Annotated in this window: 16 protein-coding genes and 1 tRNA gene; 11 read left to right on the top strand and 6 right to left on the bottom strand. The window is 65.0% G+C overall.

Annotated features, from left to right (window positions below):
• Positions 1-228: 228 nt before the first annotated feature.
• Positions 229-1,425, bottom strand: a complete 1,197-nt coding sequence (metC, locus tag JQ633_RS13050) for a cystathionine beta-lyase (RefSeq protein ID WP_211985415.1) — start codon at positions 1,423-1,425, stop codon at positions 229-231.
• A gap of 322 nt (positions 1,426-1,747) precedes the next feature.
• On the opposite strand from metC, the gene JQ633_RS13055 reads away from it, so the two are divergent.
• Genes JQ633_RS13055 through JQ633_RS13070 form a run of 4 tightly spaced genes read left to right on the top strand, consistent with a single transcriptional unit; the run spans position 1,748 to position 6,265 of the window.
• Positions 1,748-2,764: an amino acid ABC transporter substrate-binding protein gene (locus JQ633_RS13055; RefSeq protein ID WP_211985416.1), complete on the top strand. Its 1,017-nt coding sequence runs from the start codon at positions 1,748-1,750 to the stop codon at positions 2,762-2,764.
• A 23-nt stretch (positions 2,765-2,787) separates the two neighbouring features.
• Positions 2,788-3,993: an amino acid ABC transporter permease gene (locus JQ633_RS13060; RefSeq protein WP_211985417.1), complete on the top strand. Its 1,206-nt coding sequence runs from the start codon at positions 2,788-2,790 to the stop codon at positions 3,991-3,993.
• Positions 3,990-5,513 (top strand): amino acid ABC transporter permease, encoded by a 1,524-nt coding sequence (locus tag JQ633_RS13065; protein ID WP_211985418.1) that lies wholly within the window; start codon positions 3,990-3,992, stop codon positions 5,511-5,513. Before JQ633_RS13060 ends, JQ633_RS13065 begins: the two co-directional genes overlap by 4 nt.
• Before the next feature lie 11 nt (positions 5,514-5,524).
• Positions 5,525-6,265: an amino acid ABC transporter ATP-binding protein gene (locus JQ633_RS13070; protein ID WP_249159231.1), complete on the top strand. Its 741-nt coding sequence runs from the start codon at positions 5,525-5,527 to the stop codon at positions 6,263-6,265.
• A 102-nt stretch (positions 6,266-6,367) separates the two neighbouring features.
• Here JQ633_RS13070 and JQ633_RS13075 read toward each other — a convergent pair whose 3' ends face one another.
• Positions 6,368-7,402: a cysteine synthase A gene (locus JQ633_RS13075; protein ID WP_211985419.1), complete on the bottom strand. Its 1,035-nt coding sequence runs from the start codon at positions 7,400-7,402 to the stop codon at positions 6,368-6,370.
• A 642-nt stretch (positions 7,403-8,044) separates the two neighbouring features.
• On the opposite strand from JQ633_RS13075, the gene JQ633_RS13080 reads away from it, so the two are divergent.
• The 6 genes from JQ633_RS13080 (at position 8,045) to JQ633_RS13105 (ending at position 19,154) form a co-directional block, all read left to right on the top strand.
• Complete coding sequence (locus JQ633_RS13080; protein WP_349631560.1) at positions 8,045-9,478, top strand: efflux transporter outer membrane subunit; 1,434 nt, start codon at positions 8,045-8,047, stop codon at positions 9,476-9,478.
• Positions 9,468-10,907 (top strand): efflux RND transporter periplasmic adaptor subunit, encoded by a 1,440-nt coding sequence (locus JQ633_RS13085; RefSeq protein WP_211985421.1) that lies wholly within the window; start codon positions 9,468-9,470, stop codon positions 10,905-10,907. The genes JQ633_RS13080 and JQ633_RS13085 overlap by 11 nt, the downstream gene beginning before the upstream one ends.
• Before the next feature lie 48 nt (positions 10,908-10,955).
• Positions 10,956-14,102, top strand: coding sequence for an efflux RND transporter permease subunit (locus JQ633_RS13090; RefSeq protein ID WP_211985422.1), 3,147 nt, complete (start codon positions 10,956-10,958; stop codon positions 14,100-14,102).
• On the top strand, positions 14,099-17,203 hold the full coding sequence (locus tag JQ633_RS13095; RefSeq protein ID WP_211985423.1) for an efflux RND transporter permease subunit: 3,105 nt from the start codon (positions 14,099-14,101) through the stop codon (positions 17,201-17,203). The genes JQ633_RS13090 and JQ633_RS13095 overlap by 4 nt, the downstream gene beginning before the upstream one ends.
• A gap of 256 nt (positions 17,204-17,459) precedes the next feature.
• Entirely contained in the window at positions 17,460-18,368 is a 909-nt protein-coding gene (locus JQ633_RS13100) for a thermonuclease family protein (RefSeq protein WP_211985424.1), read from the top strand.
• Positions 18,369-18,440: 72 nt separating this feature from the next.
• On the top strand, positions 18,441-19,154 hold the full coding sequence (locus JQ633_RS13105; RefSeq protein ID WP_211985425.1) for a tRNA-uridine aminocarboxypropyltransferase: 714 nt from the start codon (positions 18,441-18,443) through the stop codon (positions 19,152-19,154).
• A gap of 17 nt (positions 19,155-19,171) precedes the next feature.
• Here JQ633_RS13105 and JQ633_RS13110 read toward each other — a convergent pair whose 3' ends face one another.
• The 3 genes from JQ633_RS13110 to JQ633_RS13120 all read right to left on the bottom strand — a co-directional run bounded on the left by JQ633_RS13110 (position 19,172) and on the right by JQ633_RS13120 (position 21,566).
• Positions 19,172-20,242: an acyltransferase family protein gene (locus JQ633_RS13110; protein WP_211985426.1), complete on the bottom strand. Its 1,071-nt coding sequence runs from the start codon at positions 20,240-20,242 to the stop codon at positions 19,172-19,174.
• A 315-nt stretch (positions 20,243-20,557) separates the two neighbouring features.
• Positions 20,558-21,001, bottom strand: a complete 444-nt coding sequence (locus JQ633_RS13115; protein WP_211985427.1) for a DUF4145 domain-containing protein — start codon at positions 20,999-21,001, stop codon at positions 20,558-20,560.
• Between the two features lie 397 nt (positions 21,002-21,398).
• Entirely contained in the window at positions 21,399-21,566 is a 168-nt protein-coding gene (locus JQ633_RS13120; RefSeq protein WP_211985428.1) for a hypothetical protein, read from the bottom strand.
• Positions 21,567-21,864: 298 nt separating this feature from the next.
• On the opposite strand from JQ633_RS13120, the gene JQ633_RS13125 reads away from it, so the two are divergent.
• A tRNA-Cys gene (locus tag JQ633_RS13125) sits at positions 21,865-21,938 on the top strand.
• A 43-nt stretch (positions 21,939-21,981) separates the two neighbouring features.
• Here JQ633_RS13125 and JQ633_RS13130 read toward each other — a convergent pair.
• Positions 21,982-22,164: a hypothetical protein gene (locus JQ633_RS13130; RefSeq protein ID WP_211985429.1), complete on the bottom strand. Its 183-nt coding sequence runs from the start codon at positions 22,162-22,164 to the stop codon at positions 21,982-21,984.
• Positions 22,165-22,331: the final 167 nt, after the last annotated feature.

Genomic DNA, 22,331 nt, shown 5'->3' on the forward strand with positions numbered 1-22,331 from the left:
CGACAGCCCTTCCCGTGAGCATGACTACGGCCGCAAAAGTATAAGGGAACTTGCCAGCAGACGCTGACGATTAAGGGATTGGTGGGGATGGTGAACGGCTGGTTATTCTCGCGGCCGCATCTCCGCAGAATCCCGGAGGTCGCTCAGGCGACACGCGCAACGCCATCGCGCTCGACAACGCGCGTAAGCAGATCGCTCGTGGTTAATTTCGTCTAACGCGCGCGCAGATCAGAGTGCGGCCTTCAGCGCCGCGAAGCCGCGATCGAGATCGGCTTTGAGGTCGTCGAGATTCTCGAGCCCGATATGCAGCCGCAGCGTCGGCCCGCCAGGCGCCCAGGCGGTCGCGGTGCGATACTCGCTGCAGTCGAACGGGATTGCGAGGCTCTCGAAGCCGCCCCAGGAAAAGCCCATGCCGAACAGCGTGAGCGTATTGAGCATCGTATCGACGGCGCTCTGCGGCGCGGGCTTCAGCACGATGCTGAACAGGCCGGAGGCGCCGGTGAAGTCGCGCTTCCAGATCGCGTGGCCCGGATCGGTCTCGAGGCCAGGGTGCAGCACGCGCGCGACCTCGGGCCGCGCTGCGAGCCAGCGCGCCATTTCGAGACCGGAGTGGTGATGCTGCGCAAGCCGCACCGACAGGGTGCGTACGCCGCGCAGCGCGAGATAGACATCGTCGGGTCCGGCGCAGACGCCGAGCAGGCGGATCGCCTCGCTGACCAGCGGCCAGGCCTTGGCATTCGCCGAGATGGTGCCGAACATGATATCGGAATGGCCGCCGATATATTTGGTGCCGGCCTGCATGCTGATGTCGACGCCTTGCTCCAGCGAACGGTGATACAGTGGCGTCGCCCAGGTGTTGTCGTCGATCACGAGTGCGCCGTGGGCATGCGCCGCGTCCGCGATCGCGCGGATGTCGGGCATTTCGAACGATTGCGAGCCCGGCGCCTCGACCAGCACCGCGCGGGTGTTCGGCTTGAACAGCGCCGCGATGCCGCCGCCGATCATGGGATCGAAATAGCTGGTCTCGACGCCGAGGCGCTGGAGCATGCCGTTGCAGAAATTGCGCGTCGGCCGGTAGGCGTTGTCGCAGACCAGCAGATGGTCGCCGGCCTTCAGCACCGCGAGCAGCGTGGTCGAGATCGCGGCAAGCCCTGACGGGGCGAGGCCGACGCCGGCGCATTGCGGCCCCTCCAGCGCCATCAGCACGTCCTGCAGCGCCCGCGTGGTCGGGGTGCCATGCCGGCCATAGGTAAAGTCGGCGCGGTGGGCATGCAGGTCCTCCGCGGTCGGGTAGAGCACGGTCGAGCCGTGGAATACCGGCGGATTGACAAAACCCTTCTGCGCCTTGGTGTCGCGCCCGGTCGTGACGAGGCGAGTTGCTGGATGTTGCGGGTGGGTGGGGGCGGAGCCGTCGGAGGAGGTCATGAGGTCGTCGCCATTAGACTTTTTGCCACAGCCGTCACGCGTCGGGAGGATCGCGGCCGGGAGCTGTTACTAACAGGACGCGGAAGAGCCGCGTCAACCCCTTGACCCGGCTCGCCAGTCGCTATGTGATGCGCCGCAACTACCAGTCGCCGCACGTTGAGGGGCTTGCCGCGACCTGCGATCCGTTGCCTGGCCGCCGTGCACGTCCAAATTGCCCGCCGGATCAGTCCTATCTGCCGCAGGGGATCCATTGGGCTGGCCCGTGAACGCGAGGCGATCGCACGCAAACGTCCACCACCGGACGACCCTGAAAGGCCCGCCCATGAAACGCGTTTCCCTGGTTTTCACACTTGCCGCTGTCGCTGCCCTGTCGGCTCAGGCCGCCTCGGCGCAAACCCTCAAGACGGTCAAGGAGCGGGGCCAGCTGTCCTGCGGCGTCAGCGGAGGCCTGCCGGGCTTCTCGACGCCGGATGACAAGGGCAACTGGACCGGGATCGACGTCGATCTCTGCCGCGGCATCGCAGCCGCGATCTTCGACGATCCGACCAAGGTCAAGTTCGTGCCGCTGTCGGCCAAGGACCGCTTCACCGCACTGCAGTCCGGCGAGATCGACGTGCTGTCGCGCAACACCACCTGGACGCTGTCGCGCGACACCTCGCTCGGCGCCAACTTCACCGGCGTGACCTATTACGACGGGCAGGGGTTCCTGGTGAAGAAGTCGCTGAAGGTGAACTCGGCGCTGGAACTGAACAGCGCCTCGGTCTGCGTGCAGACCGGCACCACCACCGAGCAGAACCTCGCCGACTACTTCAAGGGCAACAACATGAAGTATGAGGTGATCGCGTTCGCCGGCGCCGACGAGACCGTGAAGGCCTACGAGACCGGCCGCTGCGACGTGTTCACCTCAGACGTCTCCCAGCTCTACGCCCAGCGCCTCAAGCTCGCCAACCCCGCCGACCATGTCGTGCTGCCCGAGGTGATCTCCAAGGAGCCGCTCGGCCCGATGGTCCGCCACGGCGACGACCAGTGGTTCGACATCGTCAAATGGGTGCTGTTCGCCCAGATCAATGCCGAGGAGCTCGGCGTCAACCAGAAGAACGTCGACGAGATGGCGAAATCCGACAAGCCGGACCTGAAGCGCGCTTTCGGCACCGACGGCAATCTCGGTGAGCAGCTCGGCCTGACCAGGGACTGGTTCTCGCGGATCATCAAGGCGGTCGGCAATTACGGCGAGATGTATGACCGCAATGTCGGCGCCGGTTCGAAACTGCAGATCGCGCGTGGCCTCAACAATCTCTGGAGCAAGGGCGGAATCCAGTACGCGCCGCCGATCCGCTGATCGACGACGAGGCGACTGCGGCGATGACGCCAGAGCCCCGAAAACCACCGCCGCAACTCATCTTCCGCCTGAAGCGGACGCTCGGCGGCAAGTCCGGCTGGACCGGACTTGCCGTGCAGATCGTGTTTGCCGCGGTGCTGGCCTGGGTCGCCTATGAGATCGTGGCCAATGCCCGCGCCAATCTGGAGACGCAGCGGATCGCCTCCGGATTCGGCTTCCTGAAGAACACCGCGGGCTTCGACGTCAGCCTGAACCTGATCCCGTATTCGGGATCGGACAGTTACACGCGCGTGTTCCTGGTCGGCCTCCTGAACACGCTGCTGGTCGCGGTGATCGGCATCGTGCTCGCCACCATCATCGGCTTCGTGCTGGCGCTTTGCCGGCTGTCGCCGAACTGGCTGCTGGCGCGGATCGGCGAGATCTATGTCGAGACCGTGCGCAATCTGCCGCTGCTGTTCCAGCTGTTGTTCTGGTACCTCGCGGTGCTGGCGGCGCTGCCGGGGCCGCGCCAGAGCATCACGCTGTTCAACGCGTTCTTCCTGTCCAACCGCGGCCTGGTGATCCCGAAACCGATCGGCGAGGCGGGGCTCGATCCTTTCCTGGCCGCGATCGCCATCGGCATCGTCGGCGCGCTGGTGCTGCGCAGCTATGCCCGCCGGGCGCTGTTCCAGCGCGGGCAGGCGATCCGGATCTGGCCCTATGTGCTGGGCCTCGTCATCGGCTTGCCGCTGGCCACGATGCTGGTGTTCGGATTGCCGCTGACCTTCGAGATGCCGCAGCTGAAGGGCTTCAATTTCGCCGGCGGCGCGCGCGTCATTCCGGAACTGGTCGCGCTGCTGGTGGCGCTGTCGACCTATACCGCGGCCTTCATCGCCGAGATCGTGCGTGCCGGCATCCTGTCGGTCCACAAGGGCCAGATGGAAGCCGGCTCCTCGCTCGGCCTGTCGCGAGGCGCCACCTTGCGGCTGATCGTGGTGCCGCAGGCGATGCGCGTGATCGTACCGCCGCTGACCAACCAGTATCTCAATTTGACCAAGAACTCGTCGCTGGCGGTCGCGATCGGATATCCCGATCTGGTCTCGGTGTTCGCCGGCACCACGCTGAGCCAGACCGGGCAGGCGATCGAGATCATCGCCATCACGATGGGCGTCTATCTGATGATCTCGCTGGTCACCAGCGCGATCATGAGCGTCTATGGCTGGCGCATCAACCGGAGCCTGGGGGCATGACGGATATCACCGCGTCGTCCTTCGTCCGGCAGGACCTCGTGCCCGAACGTCCGGCTCCGGTGAAGACCACCGGCCTGATCGGCTTCCTGCGCACGCGGCTGTTCAATTCGCCGACCAACATCCTGCTCACCGTGCTGGGCCTGCTGCTGCTCTGGTACACCATCATCCCGGCGCTGAAATTCCTGCTGGTCGATGCGGTCTGGAGCGGTAAGGACCGCAACGCGTGCCTGGCGGAGACTGTCGGGCACCAGGTCGGCGCCTGCTGGCCCTACATCCAGGCCAAGCTGACGCAGCTGATCTACGGCTTCTATCCGGAAGCCGAGCGCTGGCGCGTCAATTTGACCTTCATCCTCGCGGTCGTGCTCCTGCTGCCGCTGCTGATCCCGCGCCTGCCGGCCAAGGGCGTCAATGCGAGCCTGTTCTTCTTCGCCTTTCCGGTGGTCGCATTCTTCCTGCTGCGCGGCGGCGGGCTCGCTGGTTTCGGCGTCAGCTGGGCCGCGAGTCTGTTGCAGCTGTTCGACGACAGCATCGTCAATGCCGGGACCGTGCTGGTCAATCTCAGCCAGAATTCCGTGATCGCTGGTCCTTTGCTTTGGGGGATCGGCAAGCTCATTGTCTTGATCGGCGGCCTGATCGGCTGGGTGATCTTCCCGCTGGCCTGGCTGCGCGAGCAGCTGCAGATGTCGAACCAGCCGTTGTGGTTCGACTTCCTGCTAACCACGGTGATCGTCTCGCTGATCCTGTTCTTCCTCGGCGGCGGCCTGCGCACCGGGCATCGCGCGCTGCTCGCTAGCCTTGCGACCTTTGCCGGCATCGCCGCCGTGATCAAGCTGATGGGACTCGACCGCGGCGGGTTGCAGATCGTGGACACGCGGCTGTGGGGCGGCCTCCTGGTGACGCTGGTGGTCTCGGTCACCGGCATCGTCACCTCGATGCCGATCGGCATCGCGCTGGCGCTCGGCCGCCGCTCGACCATTCCGCTGATCCGGATCTTCTCGATCGCGTTCATCGAGTTCTGGCGCGGCGTGCCGCTGATCACGGTGCTGTTCTTCGCGACCTACATGCTGCCGCTGTTCCTGCCCGGCAATTTCAACGTCGACGGCCTGGTCCGCGCGCTGATCGGCATCGCGCTGTTCGCCGGTGCCTATCAGGCCGAGGTGGTGCGCGGCGGCCTTGCCGCGATCCCGCGCGGGCAGGGCGAGGCGGCGAGCGCGCTCGGCCTGTCCTGGTGGAAGACGACGTCGCTGATCGTGATGCCGCAGGCGCTCCGGCACGTGATCCCGGGCCTCGTCAACAGCTTCATCGCGCTGTTCAAGGATACGTCTTTGGTCTCGATCGTGGCGCTGTTCGACCTGCTCGGGTCACTGCACGCGACGTTCTCCGATCCGACCTGGTCGACCCCGACCACCGCGTTCACTGGATTCGCCTTTGCCGGGATGATCTACTTCGTGTTCTGCTTTGGCATGTCGCGCTATTCGCTGTTCGTCGAAAACCGGCTCAACGCCCACCGCCGCAACTGAACAAGGTCACCATGTCCACAGATCCGATCGTCAAGATTTCCGGTCTCAACAAATGGTACGGCGACTTCCACGTGCTGCGCGATATCAACCTCGAGGTCGGCCGCGGTGAGCGCATCGTGATCTGCGGTCCCTCGGGCTCGGGCAAGTCGACGCTGATCCGCTGCATCAACGCGCTGGAGGAGTTCCAGGAGGGCGAGATCGTGGTCGACGGCATCGAGCTCGGCCCGAACCTGCGCCGCGTCGACGAGGTGCGCCGCGAAGTCGGCATGGTGTTCCAGAGTTTCAATTTGTTTCCGCATCTCACCGTGCTCGACAATTGCACGCTGGCGCCGATCTGGGTGCGCAACATCCCCAAGAAGGATGCCGAGGCGACCGCGATGAAATTCCTCGAGCGGGTCAAGATTCCGCATCAGGCCAGCAAGTTTCCCGGCCAGATGTCGGGCGGCCAGCAGCAGCGCGTCGCGATCGCCCGCGCGCTGACCATGAACCCGAAGGTGATGCTGTTCGACGAGCCGACCTCGGCGCTCGACCCGGAAATGGTCAAGGAGGTGCTCGACACCATGGTCGATCTCGCCCGGGAAGGCATGACCATGCTGGTGGTGACCCACGAAATGGGCTTTGCCCGCGAGGTCGCCAACCGCGTCGTGTTCATGGACGCCGGCCAGATCATCGAGTCGAACACGCCGCAGGAATTTTTTGCGAACCCGCAGCACGCAAGGTCGAAGCTGTTCCTCAGCCAGATCTTGAGGTGATGTCGTAGAGTGGGCAAAGGAGCGAAAGCGACGTGCCCACCATTCTCGGCGTGCTCGTGAAGGTGGGCACGCTTCGCTTTGCCCACCCTACGGATTCGCGGCTCAAACGAGGGGCAGCTCGATGTTGCTGCGCTTCTCCAGCCATTCCGGCACCGGCAGGTTCTTCGAGCGCATGAAGGCCGGATTGAACAGCTTGGACTGATAGCGATTGCCGGAGTCCGCGAGGATGGTGACGATGGTCTTGCCGGGGCCGAGCTGCTTGGCGAGCTGGATCGCACCCGCGATGTTGACGCCGGTCGAGCCGCCGAGGCACAGGCCTTCGTGCTCCAGGAGCTCATAGATGATGGTCACGGCGTCCTCGTCTGAGACGAGGAACGCGGTGTCGACGTTCGCGGTCTCGACGACCGAGGTCTTGCGTCCGAGGCCGATGCCCTCGGTGATCGAATCGCCCGGGGTCGATTTGACCTCGCCGTTCTTGAACAGATTGTACATCGCAAAGCCGTGCGGATCGGCGCAGGCGGTGACGATGTCCTTGTTCTTTTCCTTCAGATAGCGGCTGATGCCGGCGAGCGTGCCGCCGGTGCCGACCGAGCAGATGAAGCCGTCGACCTTGCCGCCGGTCTGTTGCCAGATCTCGGGTCCGGTCGATTCGTAATGCGCCTTGGGATTGTCGAGGTTGTTCCACTGGTCGGCGAACAGCACGCCGTTCGGCTCGGTCTTGCGCAGCTGATCGGCGAGGCGCCGGCCGAGATGCTGGTAGTTGTTCTGGTTGGAGAACGGCAGCGCCGGCGCCTCGACCAGCTCGGCGCCGCACAGCCGCAGCATGTCCTTCTTTTCCTGGCTCTGCGTCTCCGGAATCACGATCAGGGTGCGATAGCCGCGCGCGCTAGCCACCACCGCGAGCCCGATGCCGGTATTGCCGGCCGTCGATTCGACGACGAGCCCGCCCGGCTTCAGGTCGCCGCGCTTCTCGGCTTCCAGGATCATCCATTTGCCGGCGCGGTCCTTGACCGACTGGCCGGGGTTCATGAACTCGGCCTTGCCGAGGATGGTGCAGCCGGTCAGCTCGGAGGCGCGCTTCAGCTTGATCAGCGGCGTGTTGCCTATCGCTTCGATGACGTCTTTGTTGAATGTCATGTCGGGGAATTTCTTTGTCTGTCCGAGTCTTACTTGCAGGGTCCTGTGCTGCGAACCTAGTGTGCTGATCGAAAAAGGAAAGGGCTTTTGCACTGCGGCGAGGGCCGGGTTCGGCGCGATCGGGACGAGGCTGGGCGCATTTCCGATGTCGCGGAGAAACTGGTTTTGCGGCGATGAAGTTGTCTGGCACGATCGCGCTGCCGATCGGCGTTTCGCGCCAGTTTGCGCGCAATCCGGTGAGCTGCGCTCCCGGGATCGATTCCCCGTGATCGTGCCGACTGCTGCGCTGCGGATTCGGCGCAACAGGGGCCGAGAAATCCCCATGAAATCTTTGTAAGAATCACGCGGCTGTTGCGGCCGTCGTTCACCCGCAAATGCCTTGAAAAATAGGCTGAGGCGAGGTTTCCGGCGGTCTGAGAACACCGTGGATGCAGTCCGGGCAGGACTGTCCGCCCCATTGTCCCAAGGGTAGTATGGGACAAACCGGTTCCATTGGAAGTATTGCCCCGTGAACGTCTCTCAGACCACTGCCGAACGCGCCGCCCGTGCGCCACGGGCGAGGTCTGTGCTCGGCGGAGAACGGGTGTGACCCAATCTCCATTCGCGACGGTACTCCAAGGCCGGCCCGGCCTCGCTGTCCGCGTGCGGCGGCTGGCGGGACGGTCATTTGTCGCGCTTGGGCTGCTCGTGACCTCTGCCGGCTGCATCCTGACCCAGGACATCCCCGATCCGGCACTCGACGTGCCGCAGGGCTACAAGGCCGCGCGGCTCGGCAAGCCCGGTGACGCGGCGCCGACGCTCGACTGGTGGCGCGCTTTCCGCTCGACCGAGCTGACGCAGCTGATGGAAGAGGCGCAGACCGTCAACCTCGATATCGCCGCCGCGGTGGCGCGGTTTCGCCAGGCCGACGCGCTGGCGCGGCAGGCCGGCGCGGCGCTGCTGCCGGCGCTGAACGGCGGCGGGCAGGAAACCTACTCGCGGACCTCCGGTTCGAGCGCCAGCGGCCTCACCAATGGCGGCCGCGAGGTGGTGAACTACAGCGCCTCGCTGAGCGCGAGCTATCAGCTCGACTTCTGGGGCCAGAACCGCGACGCGCTGCAGGCTGCCGAGGAGACCGCGGTCGCCAGCCGGTTTGACCGCGAGGTGACGGCGCTGACCACGATGACGACGGTCGCCAATGCCTATTTCACCGTGCTCGCCACCCAGGACCGGCTGCGCACCGCCCAGCGCAACATCGCCAGCGCCGAGCGCATCCTCAACGCCATCAAGGACCGCTTCAAGGCCGGCACCGGCACCGACCTCGACGTCGCGCAGCAGGAGAGCGTGCTCGCCAACCAGCGCGCACTGGTGCCGCCGCTGCGCCAGACGCTGGACCAGAACATCAACGCCCTGGCGGTGCTGGTGTCGCGGCCGCCGGAGAGCGTGCGCATCGCCGGCGGCACGCTGAACGCCATCGCAATTCCGAAGGTGACGCCCGGCCTGCCGTCGGAGCTGCTGACCCAGCGCCCGGATATCCGCCGGCAGGAGGCGCAGCTCGCCTCGGCCACCGCCAACGTCGGCAGCGCGCGGGCGCAGTTCTTTCCGAGCATCCAGCTGACCGGGAACGGCGGCTACCAGAGCCAGGCGCTGGTCTCGCTGTTCCAGCCGCATGCGGCGTTCTTCAGCTTGGTCGGCAGCGCGACCCAGCCGATCTTCGACGGCGGCAGGATCCTCGGCAATTTCGAGAATGCCAAGGCGCGGCAGGACGAGCTGCTGCAGACCTATCGCAAGACCGTGGTGCAGTCCTTCACCGACGTGGACAATGCGCTGGTCGCGATTCGCGAGACCACGCGCAAGCTGCAGCTGCAGCGCGACGTGCTGTCGGCCTCGCGCCGCGCGTTCCAGCTGGCCGAGCAGCAGCTGCGGGCCGGCACCGCCGACATCGTAACTGTGCTAAACACCCAGCTGACCCTGTTCCAGGCCGAAGATGCCTATTCGCAGGCCCAACTGGCCCGGCTGCTGGCGATCGTGAGCCTGTATCAGGCGTTGGGGGGCGGCTGGGAACCGAAGATGGAAAGACCGGTCGATGCTCTTTAAGCCCGACGCGAAAGACGACGACAAAAGCAAGGCGCCGCCCAGGCGCAGCGTGCTCTCGCGCGTGCTTGGGCGCCTGGTGTCGCTGCTCGTCACGCTCGTGATCCTCGGCGGGCTCGGCTATCTCGGCTGGATGGCGTTCCAGCCCAAGCAGGGTGGCGGCGGTGGCCGCGGCGCGTTCGGCCGGCCCGACCTGCCGGTGCCGGTGCTGGCGGCGATGCCGCGCGTGCAGGACGTGCCGGTTTATCTCGACGGCGTCGGCTCGGTGAAGGCGCTCAACACGGTGACCGTGCGCTCGCAGGTCGACGGCAAGCTGATCAAGGTGAATTTCATCGAGGGCCAGGACGTCAAGAAGGACGACGTGCTCGGCGAGATCGATCCCGCGATCTATCAGGCCCAGTACGACCAGGCGGTGGCCAAGAAGGCGCAGGACGTTGCGCTGCTCGCCAACCAGAAGCTCGATCTCGCCCGCTATGAACAGCTTGCGGCGAGCAACGCCGGCTCCAAGCAGCAGGCTGACACGCAGCGCGCGCTGGTCGCCCAGCAGGAGGCGCTGATCAAGGCCGACCAGGCCGCGATCGACAATGCCGGCGCGACCCTGGGCTACACCAAGATCATCGCGCCGATGTCGGGCCGCGCCGGCCTGCGCCAGGTCGACCAGGGCAACATCATCCACGCGGCGGATGCGACCGGGCTCGTGATCCTGACCCAGCTTCAGCCGATCGCGGTGTGGTTCAGCCTGCCGCAGCAGCAGATCATGCGGGTCAATGCGGCCGCGGCGAAGGGCCAGCTTGCGGTCGACGTATTCGGCAATGACGGCGTCACCGTGATCGACACCGGCAAGCTGACCGGCATCGACAACCAGGTCGATCCCACCACCGGCACGCTGAAGCTGAAGGCCGAATTCCCCAACGCCAACTACCAGCTCTGGCCGGGCCAGTTCGTCAATGTCCGCCTCAAGGTCGAGACCCTGTCGCAGGCCATCGTGGTGCCGACCTCGGCCGTGCAGCGCGGCCCGGCCGGCACGTTCAGCTATGTGATCGGCGAGGGCGACATCGTCACCGCCAAGCCCGTGACGGTGACGCAGCAGAACGAGCATGACGCCGTGATCGCGAGCGGGCTCACCACATCCGACCGTGTCGTGACGACCGGCTTTGCCAATCTCGCCGATGGCTCCAAGGTCGTGGTCGGCAAGGACGACGGCGCGCCGGCCGCCGATCTCGCGCCGCGCAAGCGCAGCCGCAATCCCGACGGCAAGCGCGGTGGTCAGGGCGGCGACGGTCAGGGCCGCGACGGCAAGAAGGACTGGCAGGGCAAGAACGGCGAGCATCGCGGCCGCCACGAGCACAGCGAAGGCGATCAGAAGGGGCAGACCGGACCGGCGCCGGCGGCAGGGGGCGAACAGTCAGGCGGCGCGGCGAAGCAGCCATGACCCAACCACCGGCCCCGTAATGATCGATCTGACTGCGAGTACGCAGCCATGAGCGTCTCCGAACCGTTCATCCGCCGGCCGATCGCGACCTCGCTGCTCGGCATCGCCCTGATGATCGGGGGCGCGCTCGGCTATTGGGCGCTGCCGGTCTCGGCGCTGCCGCAGGTCGATTTCCCAACTGTTCAAGTGACGACGCAATTGCCGGGCGCCAGCCCCGACGTCATTGCGTCGCTGATCACGGCGCCGCTGGAGCGGCAGCTCGGCCAGATCCCGTCGCTGTCGTCGATGAACTCGACGAGCTCGTTCGGCGTCAGCCAGATCTCGCTGCAGTTCGACCTCAACCGCGACATCGACGGCGCCACCCAGGACGTCCAGGCCGCGATCAACGCCGCCGCCGGCATCCTGCCGAAGACGCTGCCGTACCCGCCGGTCTACAACAAGGTGAACCCGGCCGACGCGCCGGTCATGACGCTGGCGCTGACCTCGGAGACGATCTCGCTGCGGGCGATGAGCGACCTCGCCGACACATTGCTGGGGCAGCGGCTGGCGCAGATTTCCGGCGTCGGGCGGGTCTCGATCCTCGGCGGCCTGAAGCCGGCGGTGCGGGTGCAGGCCGATCTCGCCCGGCTCGCCGCCTACGGCATCTCGATGGAGGATCTGCGCAACGCGATCGCGGGCGCCAACGTGTCGGGGCCGAAGGGCTCGCTCGACGGTGCCCAGCAATCCTATACCATCTCCGCCAACGACCAGATCGCCGCGGCCGACGCCTACAGACCGATTATCATCGCCTATCGCAACGGCTCGCCGGTCACGATCGGCGACGTCGCCCAGATCATCGACGGGCTGGAGAACGACCGTACCGGCGGCTGGTACAACGGCACGCCGGCGGTCATCATCGACATCCAGCGCCAGCCGGGCGCCAATGTCATCGACGTGGTCAAGCAGATCCGCAACGAAATCCCGCGGATGCAGCGCGCGGTTCCGGCCGGCGTCAACCTGACCATCGTCTCCGACCGCACCGTGACGATCCGCGCATCGGTGCACGACGTGCAGTTCACGCTGGTGCTCAGCGTCGTGCTGGTGACGCTGGTGGTGCTGCTGTTCCTGCGGTCGCTTCGCGCGACCCTGATCGCCGGCGTCGCGCTGCCGCTGTCACTGATCACCAGCTTCGGCGTGATGTATTTCGCCGGCTTCAGCCTCGACAACCTGTCCCTGATGGCGCTGACCATCGGAACCGGATTCGTGGTCGACGACGCCATCGTCATGATCGAGAACATCGTCCGCCACATGGAAGAGGGCGAGACGGTGATGGAGGCCTCGCTGAAGGGCGCCAGCGAAATCGGCTTCACCGTGATCTCGCTGACGGTGTCGCTGATCGCGGTGTTCATCCCGTTGCTGTTCATGTCCGGCTTGGTCGGGCGCATGTTCCGCGAATTCGCGCTGACGCTGACGATCGCGGTCGTGACCTCGGCGATCGTCTCGCTGACGCTGACGCCGATGATGTGCTCGCGGCTGCTCAAGAACATCCACGAGGAAGTCGCGATCCCCGGCCTCGCCGCGATCAGCCGCTTCATCGACTGGATGGTGGCGGTCTACCACCGTACGCTGCTCTGGGTGTTGCAACGCCAGCGGGCGACGCTGTTCGTGACCTTCGCGACCATCGCGCTGACGCTGGTGATGTATGTGCTCGCGCCAAAGGGCTTTCTGCCCCTGCAGGATACTTCCTCGATCACGGCGGTAACCGAGGCCGGCCCCGACGTGTCGTTCGCCGAGATGCAGCGGCGGCAGACCGAGGTCTCCAACATCATCAAGGCCGATCCCGACGTGGTCGGCGTGGTGTCGGTGATCGGCTCGGGCTCGGTCAACCCGACGACCAATGTTGGGCGCCTCGTGATGACGCTGAAGGCGCTCGACGAGCGGCCCGATGGCGTTGCCAAGGTTGTCGAGCGCCTCAAGCAGAAGGTGGCTGGCGTTCCCGGCATGACCGTCTATTTCCAGCCGGTGCAGGACGTGCAGATCTCGACGCAGTCGAGCCGTTCGCAATACCAGTACACGCTGACCGGCACCGACGCCGCCGAGGTCGCGCAATGGGCGCAGAAGCTGGTCGCCGAGATGCGCCGCGATCCGATCTTCCGAGACGTCTCGTCGGAGGCGCAAGAGGGCGGCCTGCGCGCGGCGCTCAACATCGACCGCCAGCGCGCCGGCCAGCTCGGCGTCAGCCTGCAGGTCATCAACGACACGCTGAACGATGCCTTCGCGCAGCGGCAGATCTCGACCATCTACGGCCAGGCCAACCAGTACCGCGTCGTGCTGGAAGCGCTGCCGATGTATCAGCGCGATCCCTCGATCCTGTCGAAGTTGTACGTCCCGGGTGTCGCGGCAACCGCCGGCAGCCCGGCCGGACAGGTGCCGCTGTCGGCGGTGGCGACGCTGACGCGGACCACCGCGCCGCTCGCGATCTCGCACCAGGCCCAGTTTCCGTCGGCTTCGCTCAGCTTCAATTTGGCGCCGGGCGAGGCGCTGGGCGACGCGGTCGAGGCGGTGAAGCGGATCGAAACCCGGATCGGCATGCCCGGCAGCATCGCCGGCATCTATTCCGGCGATGCCGCCGAATTCGCCCGCTCGCTCGCGGGGCAGCCTTGGCTGATCCTGGCCGCGATCGTCACGATCTACATCGTGCTCGGGGTGCTCTACGAGAGCTACATCCACCCGATCACCATTCTCTCCACGCTGCCCTCGGCCGGCGTCGGTGCGATCCTCGCACTGATGCTGTGCGGGCAGGACCTCTCGGTGATCGGTCTGATCGGCATCATCCTCTTGATGGGCATCGTCAAGAAGAACGCGATCATGATGATCGACTTCGCGCTGGAGGCCGAGCGCCACAAGGGCATGTCGTCCTATGATGCGATCGTGCAGGCCTGCCTGCTGCGCTTCCGTCCGATCATGATGACGACGCTGGCGGCGCTGTTCGGCGCGCTGCCGCTCGCGATCGAAAGCGGCACCGGCGCCGAGCTGCGCTTTCCGCTCGGCATCTCGATCATCGGCGGCCTGCTGCTCAGCCAGCTGCTGACGCTCTACACGACGCCGGTGATCTACCTCGCGCTCGACCGGCTCAACCGCCGGATCGAACAGGCGGTGCCGGAAGCCGGTCCGCGGGGCCCGCCGATTCCGGGGGCGACCGAGGGCATGCAGTGATGTCGATCTCGGAGCCGTTCATCCGCAGGCCGGTCGGCACCACGCTGCTTGCGATCGGACTGTTCCTGATCGGGGCGGTGGCCTACCAGTTCCTGCCGGTGTCGTCGGTTCCGAACGTCGATTTCCCGACCATCCGCGTCTCGGCGAGCCGGCCCGGCGCCGATCCGTCCGTGATGGCCGCGACCGTCGCCGCGCCGCTGGAGCGCAAGCTCGGCACCATCTCAGGCGTCGATCAGATCACCTCGACGAGCTCGCTCGGCACCACCAGCATCCAGGTGCAGTTCTCGATCGGCCGCGACATCGACCGCGCCGCGCGCGACGTGCAGGCCGCGATCAACGCCTCGCTGGCCGACCTGCCGAGCGACCTGCCGTCGCTGCCCAAGTTCCGCAAGGCCAATCCGGCCGCAGCGCCGGTGTTCGTGCTGGCGCTGACCTCGAAGACGATCTCGACCAGCGCGATGTACGACGTCGCCGACACCGTGCTGGCACAGCGCATCTCGCAGGTGCCGGGGGTGGGCGAGGTGACCGTCTCCGGCGCCGATCAGCCGGCGGTGCGGATCGCGCTCAACCCGGTGTCGCTGGCCAATGCCGGGATCGCGACCGACGACGTGCGGCTCGCCATCATCAACGCCAATCCGCTCGGGCCGGTCGGCATCTTCAACGGCGGCCGGCAGAGCGAGACGCTGTCGATCAACAAGCAGATGCGCACCGCGGCCGAGTTCCGCGACATCATCATCAAGAGTTCGAACGGCAATTACGTCCGCCTCGCCGACGTCGCCGAGGTCGAGGATTCCGTGCGCAATTCGCGCTCGATCGCCTGGTTCAACAAGCAGCCGGCGGTGCTGATGCAGATCACCAAGCAGGGCGATGCCAACGTCATCGACACCGTCGATCGCGTCCGCGCCCTGATCCCGGAGCTGAAGAAATGGATCCCGGCCGGCGTCGAGATCTCGACCCTGGTCGACCGCACCGGCACCATCCGCGCCAGCGTCGAGGACATGCAGTTCACGCTGCTGGCGACCGTGGTGCTGGTCATGGTGGTGGTGTTCGTGTTCTTGCGCCGGATGGTGCCGACCATTGCGGCCGGCGTTTCGGTGCCGCTGGCGCTGGCCGGCACCTGCGCCGGGATGTGGCTGGCCGGCTTCTCGATCGACAATCTGTCGCTGATGGCGCTGGCGATCTCGGTCGGCTTCGTGGTCGACGACGCCATCGTGATGATCGAGAACATGTACCGCAATCTCGAGCAGGGCATGGCGCCGTATCCCGCTGCGGTCGAAGGCGCCAAGCAGATCGGCTTCACCGTGCTGTCGATCTCGCTGTCGCTGATCGCGGCGTTCACGCCGTTGATCTTCATGGACGGCGTGGTCGGTCGGCTGCTGCGCGAATTCTCGCTGACACTGGTGTTTGCGATCGCAGTCTCGACCGTGGTGTCGCTGACGATCACGCCGATGATCTGCGCGCATTACATCAAGGAAGCGACCTCGGAGCATGCCACCTGGTATGACCGCGCCATCGAGGGCACGCTGTCGCGGATCGTCGCGTTCTACACCGCGACGCTGCGGATCGTGCTCGGCTATCCGTTCCTCACCCTGATCGTGTTCTTCGCCACCATCGCGCTGACGGTGACGCTCTACATCAAGACGCCGAAGGGCTATTTCCCGACCGACGACAGCGGCTTCGTCATCGGCTCGACGCGCGCCTCGGCGGACATCTCGTTCCAGGCGATGCTCGGACTGCAGCAGCGGCTGGCCGACATCGTGATGGCCGATCCCGCGGTCGCCGGCATCGGCTCGTCGGTCGGCTCCGGCGGCGGGCCGGGCGGGGCGACCTCGAACCGCGGCACCATGTTCATCAGCCTGAAGCCGCCGGAGGAGCGCGGCGGGCTGTCGACCGCGCAGGTGATCGACCGGCTGCGCCGCAACCTGTTCATGGTGCCGGGCATCCGCCTGTTCATGTTCGCGGCGCAGGACATCCGCACCGGCGGCCGGCAGAGCGATTCCGACTACCAGTACACGCTGGCCTCGACCGATCTCGAGCTGTTGCAGAAATGGGCGCCGATCGTCGCCAAGCGGATGGAGACCGTCGAGGGCATCACCGACGTCTCCTCGGACCGCGATCCGGGCGGCCTGCAGCTCAACCTCGTGATCGATCGCAAGACCGCCTCCAGCCTCGGCGTCCGCGTCCAGGACATCGACAACGCGCTCAACAACGCGTTCGCGCAGCGGCAGATCTCGATCGTCTACACCCAGCGCAACCAGTACATGGTGGTGCTGGAGATCGATCCGAAATTCCAGAGCGATCCGTCGAACCTCGAGCGCATCTACGTTGCCGGCGCCGGCGACGCCCAGGTGCCACTGTCGGCCGTGGTGCACTACCAGCGCGGCCTGTCGCCGCTCGCGGTCTACCACTCCGGCGGCTTCCCCTCGACCACGGTGTCGTTCAATTTGTTGCCCGACGTGCCGCTGGAGGTCGCGACCACGAACATCCAGCAGGCGGTCAACGAGCTGCATATGCCGGAGGGCATTCGCGGTAGCTTCGACGGCAATGCCGGCGATTTCAACAAGACCAGCGGGCGGCAGCCGCTGTTGATCCTCGGCGCGCTGGTCGCGATGTATATCGTGCTCGGCGTGCTCTATGAGAGCCTGGCGCATCCGATCACGATCATCTCGACCCTGCCGTCGGCCGGCCTCGGCGCGCTGCTGGCGCTGCAGGTCACCAACACGCCGCTGACGGTGATTGCCTTCGTCGGCATCATCCTGTTGATAGGCATCGTCAAGAAGAACGGCATCATGATGGTCGACTTCGCGCTCGAGGCCGAGCGCCATCAGGGCCTGTCGTCGCGCGATGCGATCTTCGAGGCCTGCCGGGCGCGTTTCCGTCCGATCCTGATGACGACGATGGCGGCGCTGTTCGCCGGCATTCCGCTGGTGATCGCCACCGGCCCCGGCACGGAGCTGCGTCGGCCGCTCGGCATCACCATCATCGGCGGCCTGTTCGTGTCGCAGATCCTGACGCTGTACACGACGCCGGTGATCTACCTGTTGATCGACCGGCTGCGGCGGCGCTCCGCGCCGTCGGCCGTACCCGCGCCCGCGGAGTAATCCGAAGCTCCATTCCGAAAATCGCTCGTCGATGCCCGGCAAAATGCCGCACCCCGCATCGGAGCGGAGGAAACGCGATTTTCGGCAAGCACCAGAACGGCTTGTCGATCGTGCCGCGCCTCGCTGCGGTCCGACGTGGCAGGGGCGAATTGTTGTCGTCTTCACACTTTAGGTTGCAGTCAGGATGCTAGGCTCAGTTGCCGGCGATGCGCCGAGCGCGCTCCGCCAACTCGATGTCGTATTGCTGAAGGAGGCTATGATGGCCAACGCACGGTATACGGTTCTCCGCGGTCAGTTTCGTATTCATCGCGCCGACGATCCGCGGCGAGGGCCGCAGCCGGACGGCGACACCATTCGCTTCGAGCCGGCCAGCCTCCAGCTCCTCGCCTCGTTGCCGCGCTTTTCCGCACGGCCGCCGGACATCAGGTCGAATGGCATCAACGTTCGCTACGAAGGCATCGATACGCTGGAAACGCACTTTGACGGGGCTCATCAGGCCGACACGTTCGCCTTCGGCGCCCGCGACAAGAATCTCGCGCTGCTCGGCTACACTCATGTCAAATTCTTCGGCGACGAGCCGAACATCGTGTCGTCGGTCGACGTCGACCCCTTGCCGGGATACGTGCTCGCCAATGGCATCGAGTCCAACGGCCGCTTGCTCGGACTGGTCTATGTCGGCGTAGCTCCGGCGGAAGATGGACAGCCGTTCTTTGTCGACGATGCGCGCCTCAACGACAGCGTGAACGCCATTCTGGTCCGCTCGGGCCTCGCCTATGTCGAACCCTATGACACGATGCCGATCGCTCTGATTGAGCGTTTGCGTGCCATCATCGCGCAGGCCAGGGGTAATGGTGGTGGAATGTTCGGCAGCGAAAGCGTCGGGGTTGGAAATTCGGCTACGATCGCCTCGCTCGATGATGTCCAAACCCTGGTGATGTGGCCCAAATTGTTCAGGCGACTGGTCACCTATTTCCGTGAGGGCCACGACGGCTTGTCCGAATTCGACGGCTGGATACGCGAGGACCCGGTCAGGCGCGACGACACGTTGCGTCTTCCGAACGGCGAAAAGGCCAACATGCACGATACTTATGAGATCTCCGGGGACCGGCTATCGCTTCGCTTCAACCCCGAGGCTCTGATCATTGCGCCCGATCCGCCCGTTTAGCGAAAAGGCCCGAGCGAGGCCGGCCTCGTGTTTGTGTTGCTGATTTGGCCATTCACGGCGTATAGCCGTTGAATGTCGAATCCTCTTGAAGCCCCCGATGTCGTGGCTGACTGCCCGCATTGCGGCAAGCCAGTGCCGCTCTGCATCTGCGACAGCGTCACGCCGATCGAAAGCCGCGTCCAGCTGCTGATCCTGCTGCATCCGCAGGAGCAGGACAGGGCGCTCGGTACCGCGCGGCTGACGGCGCAGCACTTCGAGAACGCGGTGGTCCGGATCGGCCTGTCCTGGCCCGGCCTTGCCAAGGCGCTCGGTCGGCCGGTGGCCGACCCGTCGCGCTGGGCCGTGCTGTATCTCGGCTCGGCCAAGGTCGAGGACCTCGACACCGACGCCGAGATCGTCGCCATCAACCGCAAGGGCGAACTCGAGCCGAGCCAGCGCAGCATCCTCGGCCGCATCGAGGGCATCGTGCTGCTCGACGGCACCTGGAGCCAGGCCAAGGCGCTGTGGTGGCGCAATCCGTGGATGCTGAAGTGCCAGCGCGTCATCCTCGGCCCGAAGCGGCCCTCGCGCTACGGCCAGCTGCGCCGCGAACCGCGCCGCGACGGCCTGTCCACCATCGAGGCGGCGGCGGTGATGCTGGCCGGCCTGCAGAAGCGGCCGGATATCGCGGCGACCCTGAACGACAGTTTCGAGCGGATGCTGGCGCGCTTCCGCGAGGTGCAGGCCAAAATGCCCGAACTGGCGCCGAAGCCGAAAAAGCGGGATTTTCGCCGGCGCAGGCGTTAGCTGATTGGCAGGCCGTCTCAATCGAGCGGCTGCGCCGCCTTGGGTCTTTGCGCAAACGGCCGCAGCACCCACAGGGCGAAAGTGTGTGACCATCTGATCGCACGGTCATTGATCGGCTTGAAGGCGATGGCCGCGAGAAACGCGAGCGCGATGATCAGCAGGTCGATCGATATCTTCCAGGCCAGACTGCTCGCGCTCCGCATCAGCGGCTCGCCGATGATGTTGTTGACCGGTCCATGGATCAGATAGAGCGGAAACGAAAGCTCACCGAGCCGGCGCGACAGCGGGCTTTCCAGCCAGCTCCGTACGGTGGGGTGCGCGATGCACCCGACCATGAACGGAACCGCCCCGATGATCAGGCACTTGTCCATGTCGATCGGCAAGGCAACGGCGCAGACTCCGAACACGATCAGCACCAAAGCGAGGCGGCTGGGCAGGTGGTCCAGCCAGCCGCGATTGAAGCAGTCGGCGAGGACCGCGCCGATCATGAACATCGCGAGGTAGGGGCCGATCGTGGTGGCTGACCAAAACAGTGCCGCGGCTATGGCGCAGAACAGCACGATGCGAAACGGTACCGGCCTGAACGCCACGACCGAACCGAGCAGCAGGTAGGAGCCGAGCAGTTCCGGCCGCATCGTCCAGAGCGGCCCGATATAGCTCTCGGCGGGGATGTAGTCGAAGAAGACGTCGAACAGTCCGAACTTCAATAGATGCGTGATCGTCGGATCGAACGTCAGGAACGGCGCGAACTTCGGCAACCGATCGCCCGAAAACCAGCCCGCCAGCATCGCGACGTGCACCACGGCGCAGGCCGCCAGAATGGGGATCGCGAGCCGGACATAGCGGCCGGCGGCGATCTCGGCCAGCTTTGCCAGATTGCCGTCGGCCAAATAGCGGAACGAGAGCGCGAAGCCCGAGACGAGGAAGAACACCTGCACCGCGAAAAAGCCGTTCAGGAGCACGAAGTAGCGCAACTGCTCGAAGCCGGGTGCCGGCGCGAGGCCACTGGCGAAGGCGTGATAGACCACCACGCTGACCGCGCCCCAGCCGCGAAGACCGTCGAGAAATCCTAATCGACTGCGCGCCATCCACTGCCCGGAAGAGGGGCGCCGGCAATGATCGGCGCCGTTTCCTGTCGAGTGTGAGGGGGCTTATCACCCTGTCCCGGACCCGACAATCGGACGGGTCGACGCGGCCGGATGTGGCTGAGGCGAAGCGGGTTTCGGAAGGGCAATGGTTGCGAGTTTCGGAACCCGGCGGCAAACTGCGTGAGAGGAGTTGCCTAGGCTCCCCCACGTGGCGGAGTCGTTACGCAACGGTCTGGCAAAGCAGACGGGTTTGCCAGCGAAAACAACGTGCGGTTCCGGAAAGGAACCGGATTTAGCCCTGTTGATCCTGCTGGATTATTCGCCAGTTTCAGAATTCTGATCGGGCGGGGACTTTTCCCGGATCGCGGCTGGCAATTCGAATGCCACGTGTAAGAAAACCCTAATAAACTCGACGAGCTGAATGGCACCATCTCGGTCACCTTTGAGCTCGTGCAGGGCATTGTTCCCGTCGAGCCGGAGCTTGTCAGCCCATTCCCGCAGGCCGCCGGTGATGATGCCTTTTTGGGCAAGCTCACTAATACGGCCAGCCAAATTGGCGCTGTTCCCACCCAGCTTTTTGGTCGCAACGTCGAGAACCGCGCGGCAACCGCCGATGATGAAGCTCGGTGTTTTGTTTTCGGAGAGCATCTTCTGCGCATCGACGAATGGTTCTCGGATCTCCTCGGGCCATGTTGGATGGGCAATCGGCTCTCGGCTCTGTGGGTAGGTTCTCACAATCAAGATGTTGTCGTTGGCCATCAGCCTAAAGTGCGAGTTCTGCGGATGGCGCGACACTTGAAGGGCTTCGTTCAAGAAATGCCGGAGCGTCCGGAAGATGATTAAGAGTGGCTCACCACAGAGCGGGCAGCGCGACAGCGCGCACCCCTCGACACTGTCGAGGGCTCCTTTCTGAGCTAGCACTGTCCCGGAAACGTTGCGCCATCTTGCGGGTTCGCTCGGATCCGGCTCCCGCTTAACTACTTCGCCAATTTGAGAGGCAGAAAAGTCGACGTAGTTTCCGCATTTTGGATCAGGGCAATAATGTTTAATCTGAAATAGCATAACTAAGGCTCTGCAATGTGGGCGGGTACTTACATATGACGGTTTGTCGCTTGCGTCACAACTGTCTTCGGTTGGCCGGCGGTCCGGCCGGCGCTTACGCCTCGATCTCCTGCATCGCCACCCTGTGCGCGTAACGCTTCTTCGTCGCTGCCAGAGCCCGCTTCTCTGTCTGCTTCGCATCGCCTTTATAGGCCTTCGATCGGTGGCCGGACAGGGCTCGGCCCTGGCCGTCGGTCAGCTCGGCTTCCTCGAGCTCTGTCATGCCGCCAGCGGGCAGTCGTCCAGCGTGAACGTCTCGCCGGCGGCGCGCTTCTCGTCCGATTGTTGCGGGAGGATTGTCGTCATCGCGCGGGCACGCGACGGCTCCTTCGTAAGCGCCTTTAGTCGCTGCCGGAGCGGCATCGGACGGGGGCTTGGGTGTGGTCCCAGCGCAATTGAGAACAGACCGGGCACACAGGTTTCAGAAGTGCCACGACTCCGCAGTTTCAGAACTAAACAATTTTCGGCGCGAGGAAGGTTGCCTAAGCGCTTGGAGGGCTATATCAATCGCCCGTCATTGGGGCCACGTGGCGGAGTGGTTACGCAACGGTCTGCAAAACCGTGTACACCAGTTCAATTCTGGTCGTGGCCTCCATTCATCTCATCAAGCGCTTACGGCCATTCGATGAGACGCCGCTTCAGCATGCGGCATACCAGCCTTCAGGAAACGGAATCAGCGGCCAGGGCGCCGTATTGTCGTTGGCAGCCCGCGGCGGCGGCTGGATACGGGGCGACGGCTGGGCCAAGAAATCCTCCTGGGCAATGGGCGCGACCGCCGTTCGCACGGCGTCCAGCACCAGTTCAAATTCGACTTCGCTCATTGCGCTCTCCGAGGTTCGAGAGCGCCATGGTCGCAAAACGGTCTTCGGTCCGGATTGAGCGAATCGTTCGAATTTTATGAAAAGAACGATGGCGCCCGGCTTGGTTAATAAACGGCTGATACCTCCCGCGGAACCTAGGTCGGCGCGGTCGCACCAAATGTGAAGCA

The sequence above is a fragment of the Bradyrhizobium tropiciagri genome, assembly GCF_018130505.1.
Lineage (GTDB): Bacteria > Pseudomonadota > Alphaproteobacteria > Rhizobiales > Xanthobacteraceae > Bradyrhizobium > Bradyrhizobium tropiciagri_B.

Excerpts from the sequence above, each read along its gene's own strand:
- metC (WP_211985415.1), bottom strand. The coding sequence starts at position 1,425 with ATGACCTCCTCCGACGGCTCCGCCCCCACCCACCCGCAACATCCAGCA.
- JQ633_RS13055 (WP_211985416.1), top strand. The coding sequence starts at position 1,748 with ATGAAACGCGTTTCCCTGGTTTTCACACTTGCCGCTGTCGCTGCCCTG.
- JQ633_RS13060 (WP_211985417.1), top strand. The coding sequence starts at position 2,788 with ATGACGCCAGAGCCCCGAAAACCACCGCCGCAACTCATCTTCCGCCTG.
- JQ633_RS13065 (WP_211985418.1), top strand. The coding sequence starts at position 3,990 with ATGACGGATATCACCGCGTCGTCCTTCGTCCGGCAGGACCTCGTGCCC.
- JQ633_RS13070 (WP_249159231.1), top strand. The coding sequence starts at position 5,525 with ATGTCCACAGATCCGATCGTCAAGATTTCCGGTCTCAACAAATGGTAC.
- JQ633_RS13075 (WP_211985419.1), bottom strand. The coding sequence starts at position 7,402 with ATGACATTCAACAAAGACGTCATCGAAGCGATAGGCAACACGCCGCTG.
- JQ633_RS13085 (WP_211985421.1), top strand. The coding sequence starts at position 9,468 with ATGCTCTTTAAGCCCGACGCGAAAGACGACGACAAAAGCAAGGCGCCG.
- JQ633_RS13090 (WP_211985422.1), top strand. The coding sequence starts at position 10,956 with ATGAGCGTCTCCGAACCGTTCATCCGCCGGCCGATCGCGACCTCGCTG.
- JQ633_RS13100 (WP_211985424.1), top strand. The coding sequence starts at position 17,460 with ATGATGGCCAACGCACGGTATACGGTTCTCCGCGGTCAGTTTCGTATT.
- JQ633_RS13105 (WP_211985425.1), top strand. The coding sequence starts at position 18,441 with ATGTCGAATCCTCTTGAAGCCCCCGATGTCGTGGCTGACTGCCCGCAT.
- JQ633_RS13110 (WP_211985426.1), bottom strand. The coding sequence starts at position 20,242 with ATGGCGCGCAGTCGATTAGGATTTCTCGACGGTCTTCGCGGCTGGGGC.
- JQ633_RS13115 (WP_211985427.1), bottom strand. The coding sequence starts at position 21,001 with ATGGCCAACGACAACATCTTGATTGTGAGAACCTACCCACAGAGCCGA.
- JQ633_RS13120 (WP_211985428.1), bottom strand. The coding sequence starts at position 21,566 with ATGACAGAGCTCGAGGAAGCCGAGCTGACCGACGGCCAGGGCCGAGCC.
- JQ633_RS13130 (WP_211985429.1), bottom strand. The coding sequence starts at position 22,164 with ATGAGCGAAGTCGAATTTGAACTGGTGCTGGACGCCGTGCGAACGGCG.